At 46.4% G+C, this 16900-nt stretch carries 16 protein-coding genes; 1 reads left to right on the top strand and 15 read right to left on the bottom strand.

Features of this window, described 5'->3' with window-relative positions; translation table 11 throughout:
- Positions 1 to 84: 84 nt before the first annotated feature.
- On the top strand, positions 85 to 1074 hold the full coding sequence (locus J7E35_RS10790; RefSeq protein ID WP_214779616.1) for a nuclease-related domain-containing protein: 990 nt from the start codon (positions 85 to 87) through the stop codon (positions 1072 to 1074).
- 95 nt (positions 1075 to 1169) lie between these two features.
- Here J7E35_RS10790 and spoIID read toward each other — a convergent pair whose 3' ends face one another.
- From spoIID to J7E35_RS10715, 15 genes are all read right to left on the bottom strand, one after another.
- Complete coding sequence (gene spoIID, locus J7E35_RS10785; protein ID WP_214779615.1) at positions 1170 to 2198, bottom strand: stage II sporulation protein D; 1029 nt, start codon at positions 2196 to 2198, stop codon at positions 1170 to 1172.
- Between the two features lie 332 nt (positions 2199 to 2530).
- Positions 2531 to 3838: a UDP-N-acetylglucosamine 1-carboxyvinyltransferase gene (gene murA / locus J7E35_RS10780; RefSeq protein ID WP_214779613.1), complete on the bottom strand. Its 1308-nt coding sequence runs from the start codon at positions 3836 to 3838 to the stop codon at positions 2531 to 2533.
- A 32-nt stretch (positions 3839 to 3870) separates the two neighbouring features.
- A complete protein-coding gene (locus J7E35_RS10775; RefSeq protein WP_214779611.1) occupies positions 3871 to 4590 on the bottom strand; it encodes a YwmB family TATA-box binding protein in 720 nt (239 codons plus the stop codon).
- Between the two features lie 345 nt (positions 4591 to 4935).
- Positions 4936 to 5172: a DUF1146 family protein gene (locus J7E35_RS10770; RefSeq protein ID WP_214779609.1), complete on the bottom strand. Its 237-nt coding sequence runs from the start codon at positions 5170 to 5172 to the stop codon at positions 4936 to 4938.
- Positions 5173 to 5525: 353 nt separating this feature from the next.
- Complete coding sequence (nuoN, locus tag J7E35_RS10765) at positions 5526 to 7046, bottom strand: NADH-quinone oxidoreductase subunit NuoN (RefSeq protein ID WP_214779607.1); 1521 nt, start codon at positions 7044 to 7046, stop codon at positions 5526 to 5528.
- Between the two features lie 6 nt (positions 7047 to 7052).
- Complete coding sequence (locus J7E35_RS10760; RefSeq protein WP_214779605.1) at positions 7053 to 8573, bottom strand: NADH-quinone oxidoreductase subunit M; 1521 nt, start codon at positions 8571 to 8573, stop codon at positions 7053 to 7055.
- A complete protein-coding gene (nuoL, locus tag J7E35_RS10755) occupies positions 8573 to 10435 on the bottom strand; it encodes an NADH-quinone oxidoreductase subunit L (protein ID WP_214779603.1) in 1863 nt (620 codons plus the stop codon). Before nuoL ends, J7E35_RS10760 begins: the two co-directional genes overlap by 1 nt.
- A 144-nt stretch (positions 10436 to 10579) precedes the next feature.
- Positions 10580 to 10894: an NADH-quinone oxidoreductase subunit NuoK gene (gene nuoK, locus J7E35_RS10750; RefSeq protein ID WP_023613593.1), complete on the bottom strand. Its 315-nt coding sequence runs from the start codon at positions 10892 to 10894 to the stop codon at positions 10580 to 10582.
- Positions 10891 to 11415, bottom strand: coding sequence for an NADH-quinone oxidoreductase subunit J (locus tag J7E35_RS10745; protein ID WP_214779601.1), 525 nt, complete (start codon positions 11413 to 11415; stop codon positions 10891 to 10893). The genes nuoK and J7E35_RS10745 overlap by 4 nt, the downstream gene beginning before the upstream one ends.
- The gene (gene nuoI, locus J7E35_RS10740) at positions 11412 to 11831 is read right to left on the bottom strand and encodes an NADH-quinone oxidoreductase subunit NuoI (RefSeq protein WP_214779599.1); all 420 of its coding nucleotides are present in this window, start codon (positions 11829 to 11831) and stop codon (positions 11412 to 11414) included. The genes J7E35_RS10745 and nuoI overlap by 4 nt, the downstream gene beginning before the upstream one ends.
- A gap of 43 nt (positions 11832 to 11874) precedes the next feature.
- Positions 11875 to 12882, bottom strand: coding sequence for an NADH-quinone oxidoreductase subunit NuoH (gene nuoH, locus J7E35_RS10735; protein WP_214779597.1), 1008 nt, complete (start codon positions 12880 to 12882; stop codon positions 11875 to 11877).
- Positions 12882 to 13982, bottom strand: a complete 1101-nt coding sequence (locus J7E35_RS10730) for an NADH-quinone oxidoreductase subunit D (protein WP_214779595.1) — start codon at positions 13980 to 13982, stop codon at positions 12882 to 12884. The genes nuoH and J7E35_RS10730 overlap by 1 nt, the downstream gene beginning before the upstream one ends.
- Positions 13983 to 13985: 3 nt before the next feature.
- Positions 13986 to 15368: an NADH-quinone oxidoreductase subunit C gene (locus J7E35_RS10725; RefSeq protein ID WP_214779593.1), complete on the bottom strand. Its 1383-nt coding sequence runs from the start codon at positions 15366 to 15368 to the stop codon at positions 13986 to 13988.
- A 3-nt stretch (positions 15369 to 15371) separates the two neighbouring features.
- Entirely contained in the window at positions 15372 to 15884 is a 513-nt protein-coding gene (locus J7E35_RS10720; protein WP_023613587.1) for a NuoB/complex I 20 kDa subunit family protein, read from the bottom strand.
- Positions 15875 to 16252: an NADH-quinone oxidoreductase subunit A gene (locus tag J7E35_RS10715; RefSeq protein ID WP_023613586.1), complete on the bottom strand. Its 378-nt coding sequence runs from the start codon at positions 16250 to 16252 to the stop codon at positions 15875 to 15877. Before J7E35_RS10715 ends, J7E35_RS10720 begins: the two co-directional genes overlap by 10 nt.
- Between the last annotated feature and the right edge of the window lie 648 nt (positions 16253 to 16900).

The raw sequence follows: 16900 nt of genomic DNA, 5'->3' as shown, positions 1-16900 counted from the left end.
ACTTCATAATAAAACAGTTATTTCAACAGGTGATTTCCATACAAATAAAGAATTCATATAAAAACTAATAAGGAAGTGACCAAATTGATTGAAAAAGAAAGAACATACCCCATCCGTCTTCTCATGTATGAAGCTTTAATGGAAAGAATCATACCAAATCACCCTAAAACCTCATTCCTTGAACAAGATTACAGAGCATGGCGTGCTGGCTATAAGGGCGAGCTGCAAACGGATTACCGTTTAAGTTTTTTACCCGAAGAAGGTTACCACATATTCCGAGATTTACGTCTGCAAGATGAAAAATGGCATTTCCAAATTGATACTCTTATTTTAACTCTTCGTTTCATCCTTCTAATTGAAACCAAAGCCTATTCCGGCACCCTCTTCTTCGACAAACATTCCGAACAAATGATTCAAACAAAGGATGGTCAAGAAAAATCATACGATAATCCCATTAACCAGGTTCGAATGCAAAGCTGGCATTTGAAAAGGTGGCTGAAGAATCACAAATTCAGTGTTCCGCCCATATACCATCTTGTTGCCCTTAGCAATTCCTCCACCATTATCAAGGTAAGTGACCGTTCCCTGAATAACTTGATAGTAAAAGGGGATGTATTACTAAGTCGCGTTCTTCAGTTTGATGAAACCATTACAAATCCAAGTTTTACTGAAAAAGAAGTAAGAAAGTTCTCCAGGTCACTTCTAAAGAATCATTCTCCACACCACCCTGACATTCTGAAACAATATTCCCTCACTCCAGACGACCTTCAAAAAGGTGTTCAATGCCCATCTTGTTTAACATATGGCATGAATCGTAAAAAATGGTTTTGGCATTGTCCTGTGTGTGAGCATAAATCCAAAACGGCTCATCATAAAACTGTAAAAGAATTTTTCCTCCTTATTAGTCCTACTATTAAAAATCAGATTTGCAGAGAGTTCTGCCCTGGTGTATCATCCAGGACTATCACTAACATTTTATTCCCTTTAAATCTTCCTTTCACGGGCAGCAACAAAGGCCGCATATACCACATGCCACCAGACATCGAAGCATTCTTCAATCCTGCGAAAAAATAAAAGTTACCGAAGCACATCCCAAACGCGCTAAAAAGCCAGGGCGCTGTTTGCCCTGGCCTGGTCATTATTCGTTTCATTGCTGCAGCAGGCTAATTTTATTTCTTCGCGGTCACCTTCGTAAGCATGCTATCCGCTTCGCTGATCTCAACACCTTTGTAATAGTGTTTGACAATGTCTTGATAGTTCTTTCCTTCGGTGGCCATGCCGTTGGCTCCGTATTGGCTCATGCCGACGCCGTGGCCGAAGCCTTCGGTGGTGATGACGACGTTATTGCCTTTGAGCTCCCAGGAGAAGTCGCTGGAGCGGAGGCCAAGTTTATCACGCACTTCTTTTCCTGTCAGGACCTTGCCTCCTATATCGATTTTGGCGACCCGGTTGCCTGTGGTCCTTGAAATCACCTTGCCGATCTCCGGACTGTTCGGCAGCTTGACGCCAAGCTTAGACTCTACCTCAGCTACGGTCATCACGGACTGGCTCCTGAATTTAGGGGATTGCAGATCCCACGGACTTTCTACGCTCCGCAAATACGGCAGCGAGTTTGACCAGTATTCTTCTGAGTTCTCCGTAAAGCCGTTAGAGGTTGAGAAGAAGGTAGCATCGATCGGTGAGCCTTCATAGGTAAGCACCTGTCCATCAGTTGCCTTCACAGCTTCTGTGATTTTCTTGATCTTCCATTTATAGTCGACGCCCCACTGCTTTTTCAACTCTTCTTTATTTTTAAATACCTGATGGATTTCTGTATCATTCAACTGAGCGCCTTCGGGAACGCCCACTTTATTTGGTATTAGCATTTGTCTTACATAATAAGTCCTTGCCGACAGCGCCTGTGCCTTCAATGCCTCCAGCTCGAACTCGGCGGGCATTTCAGCAGCAACGACACCAATCAAGTATTCATCAAGCGGAAGCTTTTCGGTTTTTGATAGAGCTGTCCGGTAAACAGCTACCTCAACCGCGGAATCAGCAGTCGGGACAGCAGCTGCATCCTTCGCTTCGCTTTGCAGCTCTTCCCCCAGCTTTCCGCCTGCCTTTTCTTCCATAAAAGGGAGGACCAGCAATGATGGGATCAGGAGAGTGACGGCGAATAGAATTGCAGCTAGTACGATGAGTGGTTTGAATTTTAACATAGAAAAAGCCTCCATTATGAAATTTCACGGTCGTTAACCGTCTCATTCCATTCATATGGAGGCGGACAAGCTTTTATGACAGATTTCGAAAAAGCTCTGTATTTGTATATTTTCTTTTAAAACGTTCATAATAAGCCGGTCGAAATTGGACAGATATTTTTAAAATAGGATGTTGATTTCCATTCCAATCAACAGGTCTAATAACAAAAGTTCAGCCACTTTTAAAGTTAATGATCAAAAATCAAAAAACCGCAGAACTATACGTTAAAAGCACAATTCTCCGGTTCATTGAGTAGTATTCATTATTGGTTCATGTCTGAGACTATATTGCCTTATGCGTTCATGTCTGAGACTAATTTATCAGTTACTGGCTGTTCTTCTACTTCGCTGACGCGTTCGATGTCAGCGCCAAGTCCTGCGAGCTTATGATGGAAGTCCACATAGCCGCGATCCAGGTGATACAGCTCTGTTACGCGAGTCACTCCATCTGCTACAAGACCAGTCAGGATCAGTGATGCTGCGGCACGCAGGTCAGTTGCTGCCACTTCTGCTCCCTGAAGGTTTGATGGCCCGTTCATGATGACAGAACGTCCGTCGATTTTGATGTTCGCGTTCATGCGGCGGAATTCTTCCACGTGCATGAAACGGTTTTCGAAAACAGTTTCCGTGATCATGCTTGTGCCCTGAGCGCGCAATAGCAATGCCATCATCTGGGATTGCATATCTGTCGGGAAGCCAGGGTGCGGCATCGTCTTGATGTCGACTGCTTTCAATTTTTCAGGTCCGATGACACGAAGGCCATCTTCTTCTTCAATGATAGTAACGCCCATTTCTTCCATCTTGGCTACCAATGAAGAAAGATGTTCCGGTACAGCGCCTTTTACAAGGACGTTGCCGCCAGTGATGGCAGACGCAACCATGAATGTTCCTGCTTCGATACGGTCAGGAATGATGTTGTGGTCAGCACCGAACAGTACTTCAACACCCTCGATCTTGATTGTGCCAGTTCCGGCGCCTCTGACCTTCGCTCCCATTTTGTTCAGGAAGTTTGCAAGGTCGACGATTTCTGGTTCTTTTGCGACGTTTTCGATGATCGTTGTGCCTTTTGCAAGGACAGCTGCCATCATAATGTTTTCCGTAGCTCCTACGCTAGGGAAATCAAGGTATATTTTAGCTCCGTGCAGACCATTGACTGCTTCGGCTTCGATAAAACCGTTTCCTACCTTGACAGTCGCACCCATTGCTTCAAAGCCTTTAAGGTGCTGGTCGATAGGGCGGGAACCGATTGCGCAGCCGCCTGGCAGCGCTACGCGAGCACGGCCATTCCTGGCAAGCAGGGATCCCATAACCAATACAGAAGCACGCATTTTACGTACATACTCAAAAGGTGCTTCTATTTTTAACTCTCTGGATGCATCTACTGTAATCGTGTTATTTTCAAACTCCACTACGGCGTTTAAAGAACGTAATACTTCGTTGATGGTATATACATCGGAGAGAGTTGGCACATCACGAATTACGCTTTTTCCGTCACTTGCTAATAATGTTGCAGCGATAACAGGCAAGACGGCATTCTTAGCTCCTTCAACCTTTACAGAACCGCTTAGCCTTTGTCCGCCGCGGACGATGATTTTTTCCAAGTGTATTCCCCTCCGCGTCCAATTTCTCTATATTAATATTCAATCGTTATGATGGGTGTGCCAACTACGAGGGTAGTCTTTGCGCCCAATCGTTCAGTTTTCCGTAATCCAAGCTGCATATTCATCTCATGTTCATTGCTCAGTGACTTGTCGAATAAAGGCGAAACGGCGGATGTGGAAATGAATGACTCCTCTTCCAATCCTTCGACTTCCTCCGCATTAAAAGCCTTTAGCAATTTACTTTTATAAACAGGTAAAGCCGATCTTATCTTATCATTGAACTCGCCTTCAATACAAGAGAAAGTTGTGGCATTCCCTCGAAAAATGTCAAATATTCTGCCTGGTAAATTTTTGTTTAAAAAGGTTTCTGTATTTTTATTCCAGTAGTGACCTCTGACCTCATACATGACATACGTATGTATCGGCCCGTTTGTGTCCGTAGAAACAATTTTAATTTTTTCCTGAAGTTCTGTGGACTTCGAAACGGCTGTAATTTCTCCATCGCTGCCTTCCCATGTCCAACTTGGAAGCTGAGCCTTCAAGTCCCTTACCAGTCTGTCGACATTTTCTTCTTCCAGGGTTTCCCTTGCATATACCGACCACCCAGTGATCAAAATATTTTCGTCTTGCAAAACTGAGGCCAGAGTTTTTATTTCATGATTAGCGTCAGCTACAGTCGTCTTATTCCCAGCTTGGAGCACAATAAAACCAATAATGCCAAAAATTGATAAAATAAATGGAATCTTCTTCATATGTCTTTCACTCTCCCTTATTACCATTCTTACCAGGAGAGCAAATCGCATACTTGGGAATTCTCGTCACTTTTTGACATCATTCTATGTACCAACTTGGCCGGGCGTTCACCGTTTGTGAAAAAATAAACATGCCATTTCAAAAAAACAAGCACAAAGCCAATTTTACTCAATATACAGCGTTTTGAAAACATGTATGAAGACCTAATTTTTTACCAATTTGTTTATACTTTACATCAAGGTATGACAAAATGAGTGCAGTAATTGGTTTTTTATCCCCAAAGTTTCACATTCAAGGCATACTGTTCTTTTCGAGGTGACTTCTGGAAAGCAAACGAAAATGCCTTACTGGAAAATCATCGGAAGCTGCTGTGACCATTGGAGGTAATCAAGGAAGAAATTACTTACTGTGGACCCCAGTACGATGGAGAGTAGGATGTATAGAACGCGAGCTTGAAGAACATGATTAGCTCTGAGCAATTTATCAAACTGCAGTGCCTGAAGAGCCCACCAGGCAAGCGCAATAAAAATCAGATGTGTTAGAATGCTGGTCAGCGCAAAACCGCCAAAACCTGTTATCATAAATCGTTCCCCCCTTATCATGTTTATTTTAACATAAACGCGATGATTACCTGTTATTTAGACGTTTCAGAATACGGAAAGTTTCATGTTCATGATTGCGTCTTTTGGCGGGTACAAAGTAAAAACTGGCCTGCTATCAAAGCAAGGCCAGCTGAATTTACCCCTTTGTTTCCATGAATTGATTTTCCCCAAAACCCAAACATGACTATTTTCCTTTCGAACTTGTTCTCGCCTTCTGATGCAGAAAGCTCTTTTTTAGAGGAACTTCTGAACCAGTATGGAAATATTACTCGTAAAAACCCAGGTGCGGGTTTTCACTTGGGTTGTGAAAGCAACAAGTGTACGAAAAGAGCCTATCTCATAAAGTCAACGAACTGGTTGAAGTTACTATGCATAAAGTCGATGGCCAGGTTTGGCATGACTCCGAACAGGATTGTTCCGACTACTGTGATCAGGATGACGGCTATTGTTCCTGCTGGCAGCTGAATTTTTTCTTCGCTTGCTGCCGGGCGGAAGAACATTTGCGTCATGACTCCGAAGTAGTAGAAATAGGAGACGACTGTTGTCGCGATCATGATCGATACAAGGACGTAGTGTGCCTGGTCGACCATCAATGCGCCCATGAAGATGTTCAGCTTACCGATGAAGCCTGCTGTACCAGGAATCCCTGCGAGTGACAGGATGAAGATTCCCATTCCGACAGCCAATAAAGGTGAACGGCGGTAAAGACCGGCAAAGTGGCTGATGTCTTCTGAGCCAGTTTTCATTGTGATCACCTGGATCACAGCGAATGCACCTAGGTTCATCAATACATATGCGAGCATGTAGAACCAGATCGCATCGAAGGTCACGAATGACATGGCAGTCAATGCGACAAGGATGTAACCGGCATGCGCGATACTTGAGTAGGCGAACATGCGCTTGATGTTGCGTTGTCTTATGGCGACGACGTTACCAATGATCATTGTTGCTCCAGCTAGGAATGCGATGTAATCCTGAACCGCGAACAACAGCGGAATTGGCTGTGCGTCTTCCTGTGCAACAGGAATGTATCCAAAAATCGATAACAGGATGCGAAGGATAATCACAAATCCAGCTGTTTTCGAGACGACGCTCAGGAAAGCGGTCACTGGAGTTGGTGCTCCTTCGTATACATCAGGTGCCCACATATGGAATGGAGCAGATGCCAGCTTGAATGACAGGCCGACGAAAATCATGAAGAATGCCAGTCCAAGAATGTAGATGTGCTGAGGGTCACTCAGACCTCCAAAGACTTGGGCGATTCCTTTTAAATTCGTTGTTCCGGCGATCCCGTACACATAGCTCATACCGAACAATGTAATCGCAGTGGAAATTCCGCCGTTCAGGACATATTTCATAGCCGATTCATTCGATTTCAGGTTGCGCTTGCGCATTCCGGCAAGTACGTAAGACGGAATGGACAGCAATTCAAGGCCGACGAACAATGTGATCAAGTCGCCGCTTGATGCCATGAACATCGTACCAAGCAGTGCAGTGAGGAACAGGTAGAAAAATTCTCCCTTGTATTCCTCAAGTCCGTCATTCGTCCTGTAGTCGATCGCCAACAGCATGACAAGTGCCGCTCCAAGAAGGAGGATCAGCTTGAAGGCAATGGCGAACGAATCCAATCTGAATGTATCGTATAAAATTGATGTTGTTTCGGTACCAATCAAGGTAACCAGTGAAACCAGCGCCAATACCACACCTCCAAAACCGACCCAGCCAAGGACTTTTCGGTCGACATGCTTTGGCATGAATAAATCAGCGACTGATAAAAGTGCGATAAAACCAAGGATGATGAATTCCGGAGTCATCGTCCCCCATTCAAATGATAAGAGTGTATCTAGATCCATCCTTCATCACCCCCCTATTCCCATCATGATAGTCTCTAATGTTGCCTGAAGCGGTTCACTCAGAACAGCTGGATATACACCGATCAGAACGATCAAGCCGATAAGCACTAACACTGGTGCCCACTCAAATGAACGGATGTCCGTCACTCCGACAAATTCACGTTCTGCATTGCCATACGTGATGGCGAGGACTGCGCGCAGCAGGTAGACGGCTGTCATGATGATGCCGATTGTACCGACCGCTGCAAGGACAGGCATTTCTTCGAATAGCCCAAGGAATGCCATGAATTCACTGACGAATCCTGACATGCCAGGCAATCCAAGCGATGCCATCGCGCCTGCAAGCAGGAAGCCTGATGCAAGCGGCATTCCTTTTGCCATGCCGCCAAGGTTTGCAAGCGTTGTCGTGTGCGTGCGTTCATACAACACACCGACAAGGAAGAACAGTAATGCTGAAATCAAGCCGTGTGATACGACCTGGAAAATAGCACCTTGAATTCCCGCTTCATTTAATGCTCCAAGTCCGATTAAAACGATCCCCATATGGGAAATAGAAGAGTAAGCAAGGACCATTTTGAAATCTGTCTGGATAAAAGCAAGGAATGCTCCGTAAAGCAGGTTAATGACACCAAGTACTGCAAGCAGCACGGCCAGTTCCGCGAATTGTTCAGGGAAAATCCCCATCCCGAAGCGGATCAAACCAAATGCACCAATCTTCAGCAGGATCCCTGAGTGGATCATGACGATGGATGGCGGCGCTTCAACGTGGACGCGCAGCATCCAGCTGTGCAGCGGGAAGATTGGCAGCTTGACACCGAATGCGACCAGCAAGGCGATCAATAATCCCATTTTCAATGAATCGGAAACCGGCGCGAACAACGGCGCGTTTTCTGTGTTCATCATGACTGACAGCATTTCGATATTTGATGTGCCTGTTCGTGCAAAGAGCACCATGATGACGATCAGCAGGATGGCCGACCCAAGTCCGTTATAGATCAAGAAGCTGTAGGCAGCCTTTTCTCTTTCGTAATAACCCCACTTTCCAATCAGGAAGAACATTGGGATCAAGGTGATTTCGAAGAAAAGGAAGAACAGGATCAAGTTTTGTGATGTGAATACTCCCAGCATCCCGATTTCGAGAAGCAGGAACAGCATGTAGTAGCCTTTCCATTCTTTTTTGATATGGAAGGATGCGATGGCCGCAAGCGTCGCGATTATTGCTGTTAGAACCACCATGATCAAACCGAACCCATCGATGCCTAGTTCGTAATTCACTGTGAACATGCCTTGTTGCTCGGCACCCTGGCCGCCGAATTGGATCCAGCGGAATTTTTCCGAAAAATTGGCGAGATCATTGCCGCCGCGATACGAAAAGTATGCGATCAAAGCTAAGATCAATGTCGGCAGTGTTGCCAGTACGCCAAGCATTTTGATGCCTGATTCATTCGCCTTTGGCATGAATGCCAAAAGCAGGATTCCTAGTAAAGGGGAGAATACCAGCAAGGTAAGAAAATAGTTGAAATCCATTATAAATACCCCCCTGTCAGCGCATAGATGACAATCAGGACTGCAAGGCCGACAAAGGCGATTGTGCCGTATGTCTGTACCTGGCCGTTCTGGATTTTCGCACCGGTTTTGCCAAGTCCCTGGACGGCAGCAGTTGTCAGCTTCACCAATCCTTCAACAAGGAAGACCTCGATGAAGCGCAGGAACAAGCTGATCGCTTTCGCTCCGAACACGATGCTCTGATTGTAAATTTCATCAATATAGTACTTATTTTTCACGATGCCATAGGCAATTGGCGCTCTGCTGGACAGCCAGTCGCGGGAAATAGACTTCTTGCTGTACATCATCCATGCAAGCAGGATGCCGAGCAAGGAGACAACTGTCGCGACAATCATGATCCAGCCTGGGCCTTCGATATGACCGTGGCCAAGGGCCTCGTTTCCTTCAACAAGCCAGTCGCCAAGGAATGTGCCGAACCAAGGTGTGTTCACATAACCAGCAACGACTGCGAGTACAGCCAAAACTACCATAGGCAAAGTCATGACGGATGGCGATTCATGGACATTCTTCATTTCGCTGCGTGCTTCACCGGAGAAGACCATGAAGAACAAGCGGAACATGTAGAATGCTGTGAAGAACGCCGCGATCACTGCCAGCCAGAACAAGGGGTAATTGCCATGTGCCCATGCAGCGATCAAAATTTCATCTTTACTGAAAAAGCCTGAGAACAATGGGACACCACTGATTGCCAGTGTTCCAATCAGGAACAAAGGTCCAGTGAACGAAAGCCTTTTCCAAAGCCCGCCCATTTTTTCAATATCCTGAGTATGTACAGCATGGATGACGCTGCCTGCTGCAAGGAATAACAATGCTTTAAAGAAAGCGTGAGTCATCAAGTGGAATACACCGGCTACATAACCGGCAGAACCCAGTGCAAGCATCATATAGCCAAGCTGGCTGACAGTCGAGAATGCAAGAACACGCTTGATGTCAGTCTGGACAAGGCCGATTGTTGCCGCAAAAATCGCTGTGAAGGCACCGATGATCGCAACAGTCAGCATAGCTGTCTCACTCGCATTGAACAGCGGGAACAGCGATGCGACCAAGTAAACACCGGCCGCTACCATCGTCGCTGCGTGGATTAACGCAGAAACTGGCGTCGGGCCTTCCATCGCGTCTGGAAGCCATGTATGAAGCGGGAACTGACCTGATTTACCAACTGCGCCGATGAAAATCAGGATCGCAGTCAGGGTAATCATCGTTCCGGAAATCGCGCCTTCTTCTACTGCCGCGAAAATTTCATCATATTCGAAGCTGCCAGTTTGCCAGAATAAGAGAATCATCCCGATCAGCAGCCCGACATCCCCGATACGGGTCATGATGAAGGCTTTCTTTGCAGCCGCTTTGGCGCTTTCTTTGTAAAAATAGAATCCAATCAACAGGAATGAACCTACACCGACCAATTCCCAGAAAATATAGGTTTGTAAAAGATTCGGCGAGATTACAAGACCAAGCATTGCAAAAGTAAATAGTCCGAGATAAGCATAGAAAACCGGGAAGCGCTCATCACCATGCATATAGCCTTTTGAATAGGTATGCACAAGGAAACTGACAAGAGATACGATCACCAGCATCAATGCGTTTAATTGATTTACTTCAAAGCCCGCAGTAAGTTCCAGATTCCCTATTGTCAGCCATATGGCTTCAGCTTTGAATGTAGACTCCGAGAAGCGCTCGATCAGCACAAGGATGGAGTATACAAGAGAGGCAAGCGTCGCAAGAATCCCAACGAATGCACTCGCTTCTTTAAGCTTTTTACCGAACAGCAGCAGGAATAGAAAGGATACAAGCGGAAACAGCGGAATGAGCCAAGCATTCTCCATTAATATCACAATCCCCTTTTTTGAACGCGCGCTATCTATCATATATACGCCCGTCAGATTGAGGCCCGTCTTTCACGGGGCAGTCCAGCTACAGAAATCTTCTGATTTTAGCGGCAAATGCCGTCTATGAAAAATCCATCAATCTTAATTTTTCAGCTGATTCATTTCATCAATATTGACCGTCCTGCGGTTGCGGTAAAGCGAAATCAGGATCGCCAGTCCTACCGCTACTTCAGCTGCCGCCACCGCAATGGAGAACAGCGCGAAAACCTGGCCAGTAATCGAAGGATTCACTCCGTATTTACTGAAGGTTACCAGATTGATATTGACCGCATTCAGCATCAATTCGATGGAAATCAGCACAATAACTGTGTTCTTTTTTGTCAGCGCACCGTAAAGGCCGATGCAAAAAAGAATAAGTGCAAGAGCCAGATAGGCTGAAACCGGAACAGAACTCATTCCTGATCACCCTCCTTATCGTCATCCTTGCGCGCCAGTACAATAGCGCCGACGAGCGCGGCAAGCAGGATCACGGATGTCAGTTCAAACGGGATGATGTAATGCGAGAACAATGATACCCCGATTTGTTCTGTGTTATTTTCATGCAGCGTATTCGGTACTGCTTCGAAATTCAAATCGTAAATTCCGAAATATACAGCTGCGCCAAAGCCAAGAACGCCAAACAGCAGCGCAAGCCTGCGCAGCCATCCGCCTTTTGGCTCAGCTTCATCCCCATGATGGCGGGTAAGCATGATTCCGAACAGCATCATGATCGTGATGGCGCCGGAATAGATCATAACTTGGATGACCGCCAGGAATTCAGCGGACAGCAACACATAAATACCTGCAATACTGACGAATGTAAAGACGAGCGCTACGACCATGTGGATGACCTTGGTGAGGTTCAATAAAAGCACGCCGCCGATTACCGCCACTAAAGCAAGTGACATAAACGCAAAAAATTCGCCTGTTAACGTCATGCTTTATTCACCTTCCGTATATTCTCATCATTTTCGTCAAGCCATTCCAGGTTCTTGAATAAATCATCCCGGCTGTATTCAGCAAGCTCAAAGTTGTTCGTCATGATGATCGCTTCAGTCGGGCAAACTTCTGTGCACAGGTCACAGAGGATGCATAGTTCGAAGTTGATATCATACGTATCTATGATTTTGCCTTTTTTCGTTGGATCAGGATGCTTTTTACCAGTCAAGTTAATGCAATCTGTCGGGCAAATATTGGCACAATGGTTGCAGACGATGCATTTTTCAGGATAAAACTTCTGGATCCCGCGGAACCTGTCAGGAAGCGGAATCGGTTCGTTTGGATAATCGTAAGTCAGCTTTTCGCGAGTCAATTGTTTTAGGGTATAAGCTAATCCTTTAGTCCATCCTAGCACGTAATTCACCCCTTTAATGCAGGAAGCAATGCTGCTTCCGTTCCTATTTTAGAAAAAATTCTTTAATCAAAGCAGTAAGGAAGATGTTTGCCAGCGCTACCGGCAGAAGCACTTTCCATGCGAACTCCATCAATTGGTCGGCGCGGATACGCGGGAACGTAGCACGGAACCAGATGAGGATATAGACCACCAAGCTGAACTTGAGCGCGAACCATACAGCTCCTGGAATGAAGCCAAGGAACGGCAGCGGAAGCCAGCCTCCAAGGAATAACACTGTGATCAACGCAGACATTGCGAACATATACACATACTCAGCAAGCATGAACATCGCCCAGCGGAAGCCAGAGTACTCTGTGTGGAAACCGGCAACAAGCTCGTTTTCCGCTTCGGCAAGGTCGAAAGGAACCCTGTTCAGTTCGGCAGTAGCCGCGATGAAGAACACGATGAACGCGATCGGCTGCCATAGGATGAACCAGCCGCTTTCTCCTTGATACGCAACGATCTCGTTAAGGTTAAGGCTTCCTGCCAGCAGAACGATACCGAGTACGCTCATGACAAGCGGGATTTCATAGGAAATCATCTGGGCTGCGGCACGCATACCGCCAAGCAATGAGTACTTATTGTTTGATGCCCAGCCTGCCATCAGCATGCCGACGATTGTCAGCCCTGAAATGGCAATGTAATAAAGGAATCCGACATTCAAGTCAGCGAACTGCAGTTCGTCAGTCAAAGGAATCGTCGCCATGACCATGAAGGACGGCGCGAATGCGATGACCGGTGCGATAATGAACAGCGGCTTATCCGCTGCTTTTGGAATTAAGTCTTCTTTTACAAGCAGCTTAACAACGTCGGCAACGGATTGCAACAGCCCCCACTTACCGCCGACATGGGATGGACCGTAACGGCCCTGCATGAAACCAAGCACTTTCCGTTCTGCCAGAATCGCCATCGTTACGAATCCAAGGATTACGAACAGCAGGACGACAGCCAGGACGAAGAAGATGCTGAAGTTCATAAGGCCTGCGCTTGATTCGAGTAGCTCCTGAACCATTATCCGTCTACCTCCCCAAGAACGATATCAACCGCTCCTAAAATAGCAATCAGATTTGAGATGCTTTCACCTTCAAGCAGTTTAGGGAGGATTTGCAGATTGTAGAAGCTCGGTCGTCTGAACTTGAGACGGTACGGCTCTTTTTTGCCATCGCTGGAAATATAGCAGCCGATTTCGCCTCGGGAGCCTTCGATCCGGACAAACGCTTCCCCTTTTGGAGCCTTGATGATTTTTGGAACCTTGGCTATGATTTCTCCGTCTTTCGGGAATTGCTGCACAGCCTGTTCGATGATTTTAAGAGATTCTTCGATTTCACCCATTCTTACATGGTAACGGGCAAGCGCGTCGCCTTCTTCACGGGTGACAACGTTAAAGTCGAAGCGGTCATAGATTGAATACGGCTCATCCTTGCGCAAATCCCATTTAACGCCTGTAGAGCGCAGGTTCGGGCCGCTCAATGAGTAATTGATGGCATCTTCCTTTGAATATGTACCGATGTTTTTTGTACGGTTAAGGAAGATTTCGTTTCCTGATACAAGCTGGTGATAGCCCTTCAACTGGCCTCTCAGGTAAGGGACAAACTCTGCCACCTTCTCAATCCAGCCCTCTGGAGCATCCCATTTAACGCCGCCTACACGCATGTAGTTGAACGTCAGACGAGCACCAGACAATTCATTCAGCAAGTTCAGGATCATCTCACGGTCACGGAATGCGTAAAGCAATGGGCTCGTCGCACCGAAGTCAAGGATGAATGTGCCCCACCACAGCAAGTGGCTGGCCACCCTGTTCAATTCCATCGCAAGTATCCTTAGATACTCGGCCCGTTCTGGCACCTGTATGCCCATCATCGTTTCGACTGCATGGACGATGACATAGTTATTCGTCATTGCCGAAACGTAGTCCATCCGGTCTGTATACGGAATGATCTGTGTATATTGCAGGTCTTCGGCAAGCTTTTCAGTCCCGCGGTGCAAATAACCGATAACCGGCTTTGCTTCAACGATGATCTCACCGTCAATTTTCAGAACGAGGCGGAATACACCGTGTGTACTAGGGTGCTGCGGGCCCACGTTCAAGAGCATTTCTTCTGTGCGTATCACGGGCTACACCTCCACATCATACGGTTCATAGTCTTTTCTTAATGGGTGGCCTACCCAGTCTTCACCAAGCATGATGCGATGGAGGTTTGGATGGCCTTCAAATTTAATGCCAAGGAGATCATACGCTTCACACTCAGGCCAGTCCGCACCTGCCCACAGGTTCGCCAGTGACTCAATAACCGGCTGGTCGCGGTCAAGCTTGACCTTTAGCGCAACTGACTGCCTGTTTTTGTATGAGTACAAGTGAACATACACTTCCATATGTGTCTGGAAATCAGTGCCGTGAATCTCTGATAGGTAATCAAAGCCTAATAGCTCGTTGTACTTCAGGAATTCAGCCAGTCGGTAATAGGATTCCTTCTTGGCGACAAGCGTCGGGACATCTTTTGAAAGAGGATTAATATACGAATCTTCCAAAATATCAGCACCGAGATTGTCTGTGATCGCTTTTACATATTTATCTAAGTAAGGCTGGTTTGGAGATGGCTTTTTCTCTTCAACAGGCTCTTCTGTTCCTGCCTTTGAGCCAGCTGCTGACTTGGCCTTTGCTGCTGCGGCTGCTTTTGCCTTCGCTGCTGCAATCGCTTTCACTTTCTCGTCGTCAGCTGATCCTCCGCCGGCTGCGGCTTTGGCTTTCGCTGCTGCGGCCGCCTTTGCTTTTGCTACGGCTGCGGCTTTCTTTTTCGCCAGATCATCTTCGTCTGTTGAAGCGTCTGCTTCTCCGCCTGCCTCCTGAGCTTTCCTTTTCGCTGCCGCTGCTGCCTTTGCCTTTGCTACGGCTGCGGCTTTCTTTTTCGCCAGGTCATCGTAGCCTGCCGGAGCATCTGTCTCACCGCCTGCGCCTGCCTCCTGAGCTTTTCTTTTTGCTGCCGCTGCTGCCTTCGCTTTCGCTACGGCTGCGGCTTTCTTTTTCGCCAGATCATCTTCGTCGCCAGCTGAAGCTTCAGGCGCTGCAGATTCTTCCGTGCTTTCCTCTGCCTGTCCGGATGCCTTCATTTTTGCAAGAGCGGCTGCTTTCGCTTTTGCTGCTGCGGCTGCCTTTTTCTTGGCTAATTCAGCGTCTTGGCCTTCTACCGGAGCCGATACTTCCTCTTTGGCTTCCGCTTCTTCACCTGTCTGGCCATTGGCTTTCATTTTCGCCAGTGCAGCTGCTTTTGCCTTCGCTGCTGCGGCGGCTTTCTTCTTCGCAAGCTCGGCATCATCACCTGCTGGTGCCTCTGCCTTCGCCTCGGCTTCTTTTAATTCAGGTTCTGCGACTTTGTCGGCTACCTCTTTTGGGTCGTTTCCTTCCCCAGCCTGTTTAGCAGCCTGGCGCTGCTTCGCAAGCTCCTTTGCCTTTTGGGCTGCTTCTCTCTTTATCTGCTCTAAATCCTTTTCCCCGCTCATCGGTTAGATCACCTTCTTCCCGGTTTTCGCCTCATAACGGATTTTCTCTTTCAATTTATTAATCCCGTAAATCAATGCTGCTGGATTCGGCGGGCAACCCGGTATGTAAACATCGACCGGAACAATCTGATCGACACCTTTTACAACTGAGTATGATTTTACATATGGACCGCCTGCTGTCGCGCATGAACCCATCGCGATTACCCATTTTGGTTCTGCCAGCTGATCGTACAGCCTGCGGACAGTTGGAGCCATTTTTTTCGTAACAGTGCCCGAAACAATCATGACATCGGACTGACGAGGCGAGTTCCGGTAAAATGTCCCGAAACGGTCCAGGTCATAGTGAGCTGAACTGGAAGCCATCATTTCAATCGCACAGCATGCAAGACCGAAAGTCATTGGCCACATCGAGTTGCTCCGTGCCCAGCCTTTAACCTGCTCAAGGGTTGTCACGAACACATTCCTTTGGAGTTCTGCTACTTCTTCAGGTGAGAAATCATCCAACTTTAAATCCATTTTAGCACCTTCTTTTTCCATGCGTAGATGAGTCCGATAAGAAGCATTACGACGAAAATCAGCATCTCGATCAATGCGAAGATTCCCAGCTTCTCATAGGCGACAGCCCATGGATACAAAAACGCTGTTTCTACATCAAAAATAACGAACATAAGAGCAAAAACATAATAACGGACATTAAACTGGACCCGCGCATCGCTGAACGGTTCCATCCCGCTCTCGTAGGTGGTATATTTCCGCTCATCCTGCTTGTATTTCGGCCGCAGAAGCTTAGCCGCAAACAAGGCTACGATCGGAAGCAATACCCCGAGACATAGGAACACAAAGACTATCAAATAGTTATTTTGATATAGATTCAACTGCTCCATGCCCATCCCTCCAATGTTGTGAAATTTTCATACTTTTTAATCTTGTAACCGATAACAATTATACCATTGTTACAATAGTGTGTCGACAAGCCTTTGAACAATCTGGCAACCTTCTTCCAAGCCTTTTTCAATAGAAAAATAGTTTCTTGATTGAGCTTGTTGGACTGACGGAAAGAGGGTTCCCCTTTCATACTTAGTTGCTTTGAAGTCAATATATTCTTACTCTTTTGCCCAGGCTTTTTACGAGCGCCCGCCTGATTGGAGAGTGCAGCCTCCGAAGCATGCGCTTTTAACGGTAAAACGCAGCAGACAATCGGTTACATTCTATATTAAATACAATTTGGATTAAGTTGTCAGTGACGTTTGTCAACATTGTGGCAATCTGTTTTGTATGATTGAATTTGAATTGATTTGGTGATCTTTTTCATGGATTTGCATGGGAAGTGGGGATCGGATGCGAACCTTTTTTGAAAAGACGGGAAAGCATATGGAAATCTTGTGTAGAGTGGAGATCGAAAGATGAATTCTGATGATTTTGTTGAAAAATTGACGGAGTGATTGATGAGTTCTTCTGATTTCGCTTAACAAGTGAGGAATTGGGTGAGGAATTCTATTTGTTTTCTAAAAAAGTCTTGATTGGATGAAGAA

It is taken from the genome of Bacillus sp. ISL-45 (genome assembly GCF_018613195.1).
Classification (GTDB): Bacteria; Bacillota; Bacilli; order Bacillales; family Cytobacillaceae; genus Mesobacillus.
Note: the sequence above shows the minus strand (reverse complement) of the source record. Positions and strands in the feature narration are given on the sequence as shown.